The 11,949-nt window shown below is 45.8% G+C and carries 6 protein-coding genes; 5 read left to right on the top strand and 1 reads right to left on the bottom strand.

The genetic code is table 11. From position 1 onward, the window contains the following. Position 1: 1 nt before the first annotated feature. Positions 2–4,168 carry a DNA methyltransferase gene (locus tag QZ938_RS24740; RefSeq protein WP_293351620.1) on the top strand — a complete coding sequence of 1,389 codons (4,167 nt, stop codon included), beginning with the start codon at positions 2–4 and terminating at the stop codon, positions 4,166–4,168. Between the two features lie 66 nt (positions 4,169–4,234). Here the strand turns inward: QZ938_RS24740 and QZ938_RS24735 are convergent, their stop codons facing one another. Next, positions 4,235–5,068 carry a DUF3037 domain-containing protein gene (locus tag QZ938_RS24735; protein WP_293351618.1) on the bottom strand — a complete coding sequence of 278 codons (834 nt, stop codon included), beginning with the start codon at positions 5,066–5,068 and terminating at the stop codon, positions 4,235–4,237. A 209-nt stretch (positions 5,069–5,277) separates the two neighbouring features. Here QZ938_RS24735 and QZ938_RS24730 point away from each other — a divergent pair, with 209 nt between their 5' ends. From QZ938_RS24730 to drmB, 4 genes are all read left to right on the top strand, one after another. Beyond that, positions 5,278–5,724, top strand: coding sequence for a XisH family protein (locus QZ938_RS24730; protein WP_293351616.1), 447 nt, complete (start codon positions 5,278–5,280; stop codon positions 5,722–5,724). Then, positions 5,712–6,047: a XisI protein gene (locus QZ938_RS24725; RefSeq protein WP_293351614.1), complete on the top strand. Its 336-nt coding sequence runs from the start codon at positions 5,712–5,714 to the stop codon at positions 6,045–6,047. The genes QZ938_RS24730 and QZ938_RS24725 overlap by 13 nt, the downstream gene beginning before the upstream one ends. Before the next feature lie 282 nt (positions 6,048–6,329). Then, positions 6,330–9,761: a DISARM system helicase DrmA gene (gene drmA / locus QZ938_RS24720; RefSeq protein ID WP_293351612.1), complete on the top strand. Its 3,432-nt coding sequence runs from the start codon at positions 6,330–6,332 to the stop codon at positions 9,759–9,761. Positions 9,762–10,082: 321 nt separating this feature from the next. Continuing rightward, entirely contained in the window at positions 10,083–11,921 is a 1,839-nt protein-coding gene (gene drmB / locus QZ938_RS24715) for a DUF1998 domain-containing protein (RefSeq protein WP_293351610.1), read from the top strand. The last annotated feature ends 28 nt before the right edge of the window (positions 11,922–11,949 follow it).

Raw genomic sequence — 11,949 nt, 5'->3', positions numbered from 1 at the left:
AATGGCACAAGATCCAGAATTAATCAGACATAAAGAATGGTTGGGATTCCTGCAACCAGTGGGACTTGTTGTGTCGCCTCCCGCCTTAGTAAAATTTCAGTGCGTGCCGAATCGCAATATCGTTGAATTGCAGCAAGCTTTGCAAGAAATTATTAGCACAAATAGCGAGGAAAGTCAAGCATTAATTTCAGATTTTCCCGCGTTTGTTGCCGAGGTTTTGGGGTGGGAACCCTATGATTTAGTGGCAGAAATTGCTCCAGAATTCACGGTGCCACTTCCTGACTACGGCGAGACTTTAAAACCAACTTATACAGTTCTAGATCCAGAAGTAGTTCGCCCCTGTATATTAGTCCAAATTATAGAAAATAATCGCCCTTTTGATGAATTAGATTTAGAATCAGAAAAAGCAGGTCAGTGGAATGCTTCGCCACAAGCAAAATTTGAACGCTTATTGCGCGAAACGAGCGTTAACGTGGGGTTATTGTGCAACGGTTCGCTATTGCGCTTGGTTTATGCGCCGCGTGGCGAATCGTCGGGGTATTTGACGTTTCCGGTGGCGGCGATGTGCGAAGTGGCCGGCCGCCCAATTTTAAGTGCGATGGTAATGCTGTTAGGTTCGGATCGGCTTTTTGTTGCGCCGCCGGAACGCCGTTTGCCAGCTTTGTTGCAGGAAAGCCGCAAATATCAAAGTGAAGTTTCGACAAAATTAGCCGAACAGGTTTTAGATGCCCTCTGGGAATTGTTGCGGGGATTTCAGACAGCGGATGAGGCGAGTAATGGTAAGTTATTGAGTGAAATTGCTCAAACAGAACCGCAGCATATTTATGGGGGATTGATTACAACTTTAATGCGCTTGGTGTTTTTGTTGTACGCCGAAGATGAGGGGTTGATGCCGCAAGATTCGGTGTATGCGCGGAATTATGCGGTAACGGGACTGTATGAACGGTTGCAAATTGATGCGGGAAATTATCCCGATACGATGGATCAGCGGTATGGCGCTTGGGCGTGGCTGTTAAGTTTATTTGGGTTGGTTTATGAGGGCGGCGGTCATTTACCTCAGTATTTACCGGCCCGTCACGGTCAGTTATTTGACCCGGATGAATACCCGTTTTTACTAGGTAAAAAAGTAGGGTGCGTCGCCGCCGAAAATCTCGGTGAAATGTCAAAAACTGAACAAGCGACGCACCAAACAAACTCAGTAGGGTGCGTCGCCACCGAAAATCCCGGTGAAATGTCAAAAACTGAACAAGCGACGCACCAAACAACTCAAACAGCGACGCACCAAACAAACTTAGAAACAGCAACGCATCTTACAGAAGTGCCGCGTATTTCCGATGGGGTGATTTTTCGCGTATTAAATCGGTTGTTGATTTTGGACGGAGACAGACTTTCTTACCGTGCTCTCGATGTCGAACAAATTGGTTCGGTTTACGAAGCGGTGATGGGTTACGAAGTCGAACGGGCCCAGAGTCCATCTATAGGAGTGTGGAGTAAACCTAAAAGTTCAAAAGTCTCAGTTACGGTTGTGGTTAGCGTCGAGGAAATTCTCAAAACTAAGGCAAATGACCGCGCTAAATTTTTAAAAGAAGTGGCGGGATGCGAAATTTCTGGTAATTCTCTCAAAGAGTTAAAGGAAGCGAAAATCGCCGATGATATAGTCGCGGCGTTAGGGCGGAAAGTATCAGCGCAAACTCCCACTTTAATGCCTGCGGGTTCTCTTTATTTGCAACCAGGCGAAGAACGGCGGCGCAGCGGTTCCCACTATACCCCGCGCGCGATGACGGAACCAATTGTTAAGGAAACTCTCAGACCAATTTTAGCAGCATTGGGAGAAGATGCCACACCAGAACAAATTTTAGAGTTAAAAATTTGCGATTTGGCGATGGGTTCGGGGGCGTTTTTGGTGGAAACTTGCCGCCAGTTAGCAGAGAGGTTAGTTGAAGCTTGGAACAAACACAATTGTTTGCCGGAAATTCCCCTTGATGAATATCCTTTGTTGTATGCGCGGCGGTTGGTAGCGCAACGGTGTTTGTATGGGGTGGATAAAAATCCGTTTGCAACTAATTTGGCGAAGCTGTCGCTATGGTTGGTGACATTGGCGAAAGAACATTCGTTTACTTTTTTAGATCATGCGTTGAAATGTGGCGATTCTTTGGTGGGGTTGACTCGGGCAGAAATTGGGGAATTTGTTAAAGCAACTGATATTTATAATGCGCCTTTGTTATCGTTGCTAAAAAATCGGGTAGATCAAGCTAAGATTTATCGAGATGAGATTGGTAAATTAGCTGATGATAAAGATGAGGAAAAACGGGTACGTTTCCAAAAAGCCGAACAGGAATTAGAGGAAGCTAGGTTAACGGGAAATATTGCTGTCGCGGCTTTCTTTGCTGGGGAGAAAGATAAGGAACGCAAGGAAAAAAGAATCGAGTTTTCGCAGAAAATTAATGATTGGCTTTCAGGGGTTGTTAATCTCAAGCAAATAGAAGGTATTGCTGAAAGTTTGCAGAGGTTAGAAAAGCCGATTCAGCCGTTTAATTGGGAGATAGAATTTCCCGAGGTGTTTGACAGGAAAAATCCTGGTTTTGATGCGATTATTGGAAATCCGCCCTTTTTGGGAGGAAAAAAAGTCAGCACAAACTTTGGCAATGAATATTTAGAGTGGCTAAAAGTAGCTAACCCTGAATCTGACGGAAATGCTGACATAGTAGCGCAATTTTTTAGACGAGGTTTTACAATTCTGCGAAAAAGCGGTTGTTTGGGTCTAATTGCTACAAATACCATTGCCCAAGGTGACACGCGCAGCACTGGTTTAAGATATATCTGTCAGAATGGTGGCACAATTTACAATGCAACAAAGCGGTTTAAGTGGATTGGTTCGGCCGCAGTTGTAGTCAGTATTGTGAACATCCAAAAAGTAGATACAGTAGGGTGCGTCGCTACAGATATTCTCGATTTATCTCGAATATCTCCCGCAGCGACGCACCCTATACTCGACGGGCGACAAGTCGCTAAAATTTCTGCATTTCTGTTTCATGCGGGGGGTAATGAAAACCCTCAAACTTTATTAGAAAATGCTGGTAAAAGTTTTATAGGTAGCTATGTGCTAGGTATGGGGTTTACATTTGATGATACTAACCCCGATGCTACAGCTATTACAGAAATGCACCGTTTAATTCAACAAAATCCTAAAAATGCCGATCTGATTTTTCCTTATATTGGGGGTGAGGAGGTTAATTCTAGTCCAACTCATGCTCATAATCGTTATGTGATTAATTTTGGTGAGATGAGTGAAGCTGAGGCGCGGGAATATCCAGATTTGATGCAAATTGTAGAGGAAAAAGTTAAGCCTCAGCGCGCTTCATTAAAACGTGATGTTTATCGGACTCGTTGGTGGCAATTTGCTGAAAAACAACTTGCTCTTTATAAAGCGATCGCCAAGTGCGATCGTGTGTTAGTTGTTTCCCGTGTTGGTCAGCATGGATCATTGGCTTTTTTACCCAGAAACATAGTTTTTTCTGAAGGTTTAGTAGTTTTTGTAGATGAACGCAATTCATTTTTCTGCATTCTACAATCCCGCATCCATGAAATTTGGGCAAGATTTTTCAGTTCATCCATGAAAGATGACCTTCGCTACACACCCACAGACTGCTTTGAAACCTTCCCCTTCCCCTCAAACTGGGAAACCAACCCGGAATTAGAAGAAAAAGGCCAAACCTACTACGAATATCGTGCCGCCTTAATGGTACGCAACAACCAGGGGCTCACCGACACCTACAACCGCTTCCACAACCCGGACGAGCGACATCCAGATATAATAAAACTGCGACAATTACATCAAGAATGTGATAAAGCTGTATTAAAAGCCTACGGGTGGACAGACATCGCCACCGACTGCGAATTCATCCTTGACTACGAAGAAGAGGAAGAAAGCGAAGGAATTAGCAAACGCCAGAAGAAAAAACCTTGGCGGTATAAATGGCCTGAAGAAATCCACGATGAAGTATTAGCGAGATTGCTTGAATTGAATCTGAAACGCTATCAAGAGGAAAGTCTGGGAGGGAAAGCGGCCGAGGCGAAGGCGAAAGGAGGTAAAAAGACAGCTTCTAAATCTCGCAAAAAAGTTTCAGATAAGCCGCCTAGTATCCCCGGTTTTCCTGATAGTCTGTAATCTGTAGGGTGCGTCAGGGGAAGATTTATCGCAATTAGCAGAGAATTGATGACTGACGCACCCTACTCACACCATTGCAACTAACTTATCAATAGTCTGAGATGCCCAAGGTTGTACTTCATTTTCTTGCAAAACTTCCGCCCCCAAACTCCTGTAAGTTGAGATAGTTGTTTGATACACTTTGTTGAGTTTTTCATAATCCTGCCACTCTTGTTTTGGGGGAAGTGCAACAATTCCTATAGGCAATTTAGGATCAGATTCTTTGACATCTGAAATCATCCAAGAAATAGAATCTTGAAGACTTTCAGGAATGTGAACCTCAAAGGATATTCCGTGGGCGGCAAAGTAAGGTTGACCGTTAGCAACAACCGCATCAAACTTGTGTTCTTTATGACTTCCTTTTACAGGAAAATCATTTTTTAGCATTTCTTTTAAAGCAGGTTTATCATCATAGGATATAAGAGTTTTTCTAATTATAGAAGTTGTAATTCTCGCAGCATCTTGGCGATTTCGCTTAGTTTTTGTAGGAACTACATTAACCAGGTAAGTCTGCGCGATATCTTCTAATAAATTCTCGACATTATCTAAAGAGCCGTGAGGTTCTGTGAATTGAATACTGTTAATCCAACCCTGTGCAATTTTTTTTAATCGCTCATGTTTAGGAGTGCCATCTGGCTCATCTCCGGGAAAAAGCAAACCCTCACTGGCGGCGAAGTTCATTCGTTTTGCAAAGTCTCTGAGAAAATGAATATCTTCGCGCCCAAAAGCCTGCACTCGACTCCAATTATTCAAAAATTGTACGCGCACATCATTGTCATCAAAAGCAACAACACCAATATTAATCCGTTCGTCAGCGATGGGATTGGGGACGTATTGAACGATACTATATCTGCTTGCCATTGCTTTTGCCTCCCTCTATGCAAATCTCATCTGTGATAAAATTGCAATTATCACACAAATAGGAGTTTAGTTCAGCTTGGGGCGCTTGTCATAACACATTATCTCCTGCTTTGTCAAGTCGTTAATAAAAAATGACATATTCGCCAAACCAAATTTACGCATAATTACATCAACTCAGCAAAAGCGAACCGAGACAATTTGAGGAAAGAATGCCGGCAAGAGATACAATCCATAATATCGTTAAAGAAGCGCTGATAAAAGATGGTTGGGAAATCACTAACGACCCCTATGTAATTTCTTACGGAGAGCGGTTTCTCTTTGTAGACTTGGCAGCGGCAGCGTCCGAAATCAACAACAAAATAGAAGGGCGTTTTATTGGCGCAAAGCGAGATAATACTCGCGTCGCCATTGAAATTAAAGAATTTCGAGGAGCGTCACCTATTGCCGATCTGGAACAATCTATTGGTCAATATATACTCTATCGGTTATTGCTAGGCCAAGTTGACCCTGAACGGATAATTTATTTAGCCGTTCCCACTAGGGCCTATAACGGCATTTTCAGCGAACCTATTGGCGAACTCGCCATTACAGAAATACCCTTAAATTTGGTAGTAATCGATTTAGAAAAAATAGAGGTTCAACAATGGATAACTTAACGGGTAATGCAACCACATACCGAGAAATTGTCAAACAGGTAATCGGGAAATATGCCCAATTAAAGCCTTCTCACGGAGAGATCCGACTTGATCCCGTGTTTGACGAAACTCACGATCGCTACGCCTTGATGCAAGTTGGTTGGGATCGGGGGCGGCGAATCAGAGGAAACCTCATTTATATCACGTTGGAAGCTGGTAAAATCTACATTGAATATGATGGTATGGAATGCGGCATTACCCAAGATTTAATGGAGGAAGGCATTCCTCAAAACGATATTATCTTAGCTTTTCTGTCACCAGCCCAAGTCCTTGTTACCGCATAAAACAATGCCGGTCGTGTAATCTTGTCACTACTTATGAAGAATTGATGAAGCCGAATTCGTATAACACCAGCACTCAAGTGCTGACAGTCAAACCTTATACAGTGATTACTACAGGTCAGCGTTTTATTGGCAAAAAAACAAAAATTCAATTAGGAAACCTTCATACATCTGTGCAAGCTATGACTCAAAAAAAAAGATTCCTTTGATACAAGTAAGGAATCATTTAGGGATTAAAGTTTGGACTAATTATTAAACAATCTAATTAAAGGTAAAGACATATTAATGAATATCAATGCAACCCCGACAACCCCCGCCCAAGTTCGCCAACACCTAATCGACGCTTTACAACTCGACCTGATCGGCCCCATCCCCGACGACGAAGCCCACGCCGCAGAAATCATCAACCAACCCCCTTCCCGCTGGTATCTCAGCGGTTTTCTCGTACCCTACGGGGCCGGCCTCGAACAACGTAGCGACGACACCAGCAACGACGAACTCGACGAACTCAGTCGCCCCAGTCCCGGCGACGACGAAAACCCCCCGGAAAAATCCTCCGCCCGCAGAGCATTTTTTCCCTCTTCAATGGGGCTGAGTTTCCTGGTTCCCAAAGAAGCAACTTACTTCCGGGCGATCGCATCTTGGGGCGACTACTCGCCCATTCCCACAGAAGAGGAAAAAGCAGAAACCAAACTGCAAAGTCTCGTCTCCGGTGATTGGCTGCGGAAACCTCAACAGGTAGAACTAGATGTTCCCATCAAAAGCAGCACATCGCCCTACACCTTGGACATTCCCGACAGCGGCGGCTTAAAACTCGTTATTTCCGTTCGCCCCGTCTTGTCCCAGATTAAGTTACCCCCCGGTACCCGTTCCGTCTCCGCTTTCCTTGTCAACTACCGCACCCCCACCACCGACGACTCCTTGCGAGATACCACTTACATCTTCCAAGCAACTTTAACTATTCACACCCCCTACCCCCTCGTCCCCCGCCCGAATTTGCGGGGACAAACCGATGATGATTGGGATGAAAAGGTGGCAGACTTGCAGTATCGGGAAGACTGCGAATTTGCTGTTGGCCACAACATTTCGGCGATCGCCCTTGTCCACCCCGACTTGATTTGCAAGGAAATTCGCACCGCCTGGATACCCACCGCTGACGTAGAAAAAGTCATCGCGGCCGTTGTACCCGGAACTGAACTGGAAATGGAAGCGATCGCTGCGGCACCCAGTCCCGCAGCTTTGCGGTCAATGCTAGAGCCAATGGTAACAGCTTACGGCGATTGGATTGCAGACCAGCGGCACAAATTCCCCCTCGATCTCAACCGAGCTCAAATTGCCCAAAAGTTGCTCAACCGCGCCCAAGTCGCGCGCGATCGCATCGCTGCGGGCCTCGACGCTATGAATGACCCCGAAGTGTTCGAGGCCTTTAGAATTGCCAATTTCGCGATCGCCAGATCCATCCGTCAACGGGCCACCCATGACAGTGAGAAAACCCCCGCAGAAATCCCCGCCCCCAAATGGCGGCCGTTTCAGCTAGCCTTCCTGCTGATGAACTTAAGTGGAATTGCCGATCCAGAAATGGGCGATCGGGAAATCGTAGATTTGCTATTTTTCCCCACCGGCGGCGGCAAAACCGAAGCATATTTAGGGTTAGCCGCATTTACTTTAGTTCTGCGACGGTTACGAAATCCAGGGCTTAGCGGGGCCGGGGTTAGTGTTTTAATGCGCTACACTTTACGCCTGTTAACCTTAGACCAACTGAGTCGCGCCGCCACTCTGATCTGCGCTTTAGAATTAGAACGGCAAAACGATGTTCAAAAACTTGGCACTTGGCCTTTTGAAATCGGGTTGTGGGTGGGACAAGCAGCCACGCCAAACCGCATGGGGCGCAAAGGAGATAACAACCCAGAAAGTGCCCGTACCCGCACCATTGCCTATCAAAATGACGATCGTAATAAACCCTCCCCCATTCCCTTAGAAAACTGCCCTTGGTGCGGTGAAAAATTCACCCGCAACTCCTTTACCTTATTCCCCAACGCAGACAATCCCACGGATTTAAGAATTCTCTGTACCAACCGGAAACGCCTTGCCAACAGCCAACCGCAATGTACTTTTAAAGGGAATAATCCCTTGCCCATTGTTGCGGTTGATGACCCCATTTATCGCCGCGTCCCCTGCTTTATCATCGCCACAGTCGATAAATTTGCTAACTTACCTTGGGTCGGAGAAACTGGGGCTCTATTCGGCAAAGTCGATCGCTATGATGACAAGGGATTTTACGGCCCGGCTGCGATCGGCATCGGTCGGACACTAGAAAAACCTCTCCTACCACCCGATTTAATTATACAAGATGAATTGCACCTAATTTCCGGGCCGTTAGGTACAATGGTCGGACTTTATGAAACGGCTATTGACGCCTTATCAGCTTTTGACAAAAACGGCAAAAAAATCTATCCTAAAATAGTCGCTTCCACTGCCACAGTGCGACGAGCAACAAAACAAATTCGCGCTTTATTTGGTCGCACCGAAGTCGATGTCTTTCCGCCTCCAGGGCCAGACCGCCGCGATTCATTCTTCGCCAAAACTGTCCCCGCCACCGAACAAAACCCCCGCACTTATATCGGTATTGCCGCTCAAGGTCGCAGTTTAAAAGTCATCTTGCTGCGGAGTTATTTAGCTGTATTAGGGGCGGCTCAAAAACATTGGAATGCCAACGGCGGCGCGAGAAATAAAAATAATCCTGCTGACTCTTACATGACCTTATTGGGTTATTTTAACTCCTTGCGAGAACTGGGGGGAAGTCGGCGCATTGTTGAAGATGAAGTCAAATCTCGGTTGTTAGGATATAGCCAGAGAAAACGGGAAAACGAGCAGTCAGGATGTTTTGCTAACCGCCAAATTAACGATGAACCTTTAGAATTAACTTCTCGCGTTAGCACTAGCCAAGTTTCGGAAGCAAAGCGCCGTTTAGCCCTAGCTTTTTCAGACCAAGACCGGGTGGATGCTGCACTAGCAACTAATATGATTTCTGTGGGCTTAGATATCACTCGCCTCGGATTAATGGTCGTATTAGGACAGCCAAAAACAGCCGCCGAGTACATTCAAGCAACCTCGCGGGTAGGGCGAGACGAACAGCGGCCGGGATTAGTGGTAACATTATTAAATGTACACAGACCGCGCGATCGCTCTCACTACGAACGTTTTGGCGCGTGGCACAACACTTTTTACCGGGCAGTCGAAGCAACCAGCGTCACACCCTTTTCACCCCGTGCCATTGACCGAGGAATTGCTGCGATTACCGTTGCTTTAGCGCGTCTAGGTAATCCAGAAATGACCGCACCTTTAAATGCAATTAAAATTACAGAACAGCGCTCTAACTTAGATTTTGTTGCTGATATCATTGCCCAGCGTTCTGAAATCCACGACCAAGACCGAGACGCGGAAGAAACCGAAGAATTGCGCCTGAAACTAAAAGAACGAGTCAATAATTTGCTCGATACTTGGCAATATATAGCTTCTGAAAAAGGTAGTTTGCAATATCAGCAAGAAGTGGGAGTTGCACCGCCTTTATTATTTGACCCCCTTGACCCAGATTTGCAGAGACAACCGCAACCTGCTAAAAAATTTAAAGCGCAGCGTAGTTTGAGAGATGTGGAACCCGTTGTCAATTTGTGGGTGAAAAATCCAGATGGCTTAGAGATTGATGAGGGGGATTAACTCGCCCACGTTGTGTCAGATTGAGTATCAAGATTAATTCGCCCATGTTGCGTCAGATTGAGCATCAAGATTAATTCGCCCATGTTGCGTCAGATTGAGCATCAAGATTAATTCGCCCATGTTGCGTCAGAAAAAAAGATTATTTAATTGCGAGCAAATTTCTCTCTGACGCACCCTACAAATAAACTCAGTAGAGTGCATCAGAAAAAAAGATTATTTGCCGAGCGGAAGATTTCTCCTTGACGCACCTTACTAAGTAACTAATTGCGAGCAAATTTCCGGCTGACGCACCCGACAAACTACAAACTAACTAAAATCAATATGAAAATCCCATCTGGACAAATTCGCCAAAGTCAAATTTTAACCACCTTCGGGCCGGGGGCAATGGTCGATTTGCCCAACTATTCGATTATTATCGGCGGGTTGAACCACTGGCGGGGCGATAAATCGCGCATCCACGAAGAGCGCTTGGAAGAGCGAGTTGCCGAAATTCTCGGGCTGAGCCGCGTTTCCCTGTACGCTCCCCCTGTAGATGAACAAGACCCCAGCGCCCCTCGCACAGGTATCACCGCCTTCACATTTCCTACTTGGTTTGTAGCGCAAGATGATAGCACTTGGAAAGCTTCCAACGGCAAAGAATACCGCACCAGACCTTTAATTCGTTGGGGGAGTTTAGTTAAGGGAAAATATCTTAATGCTGAGAGGAAGAAAAAGCCTGTTGTTCCGGTGCGCTTCGTGCAAGCTTGCGCCAACGGACATATCAGCGATATCAATTGGTATGCTTTCGCCCACAACAATTTGGACGCTCTATGCCGAGGACAATTGTGGCTTGATGAAAGCGGTTCTGGCAATGATTTCGCTGAAATCTTCGTCCGGTGCGAAGCTTGTAAAGCTCGTCGGCCTCTTTCTGATGCCACTGTCCCGTATTCTAAAGTGCTCGGCAGGTGCTTGGGAGAGCGCCCTTGGCTCGGCCCTGTTGCAAAAGAACCTTGCCTTTCTAGAGATGGCGATCGCCCGTTGTATAATCGACTGTTAGTGCGATCGGCGAGTAATGCTTATTTTGCCCAAGTGCTTAGCGTGATTTCTCTGCCGGACACCGACGCCAAACTCAGGGAAGCTGTCAATCAAGTTTATGAAGATTTCCTGCAATATGCTGAAGATTTAAATGATATCAGAAAAGAGCGAAAAAAACAAAAAGTTTTTAATGCTTTAGCAGGTTTAAGCAACGAAGCGGTTTGGGCAGAAATACAGCGAAGGAAGGCAGGATTTTCTAATACAAAAAAGAGCATTAAGCAAGTGGAGATTGAAACTTTACTTGCTAGTCCTGATGAAGTTGGGGAAGATGTGCCCGAAGGAGATTTTTACGCCCGCGCTCGCAAATTAGAGGGGTTAAATTCTCTCGCAACAGCTCGCATTGAACGCATTATTCTAGTGCATAGGCTCCGAGAAGTCGTGGCGCAAGTCGGATTTACTCGTTTTGAAGCAGCTATGCCGGATATTGATGGTGAATTAGATATTAACGTGCGACGGGCAGCTCTTGACATCGATCCGACGTGGGTACCGGCGATTGAAAATAGGGGTGAAGGAGTATTTATAGCCTTTAAAAAACAGGCAATTGACCAATGGCTGAAGCAAAAAGCTGTTCGAGAAAGAGGGGAAGAGTTGCATAGAGGTTTCCAGAAATGGTGTAACACTAGAGGGATTCCGCAGGACAAAGCTAACTTTCCGGAATTGCCTTACATTATGTTGCACTCCCTCTCTCACTTATTAATTACTGCTGTTTCTCTGGAATGTGGCTACGCAGCTAGTGCCATCCGGGAACGCATTTATGCTGGGGATTCAGGCTACGGTATTTTGCTCTATACTGGCACCTCTGGTAATGATGGAACTTTGGGGGGACTGGTGCAAATTGGCAAGCGCATTGAATTACTGTTAATCAGCGCATTGGAGTTAGGAAGGCTTTGCTCTAACGACCCTGTGTGTGCTCAACACGGGCCGGAAAATGATGCCGAAGACCGTTTCTTACATGGGGCTGCTTGTCATGGATGTTTGCTGATTGCTGAGACTTCTTGCGAACGGCGCAACGATTTTCTCGATCGGGCTTTGGTGGTAAACACAGTTAGTGGTAACGGTGCTGCTTTTTTCCCCGATGAATGGTGATCTCTAAGGAATACAGCCACATTCCACA

It is taken from the genome of Microcoleus sp. CAWBG27, assembly GCF_020883145.1.
GTDB lineage: Bacteria > Cyanobacteriota > Cyanobacteriia > Cyanobacteriales > Microcoleaceae > Microcoleus.
Note: the sequence above shows the minus strand (reverse complement) of the source record. Positions and strands in the feature narration are given on the sequence as shown.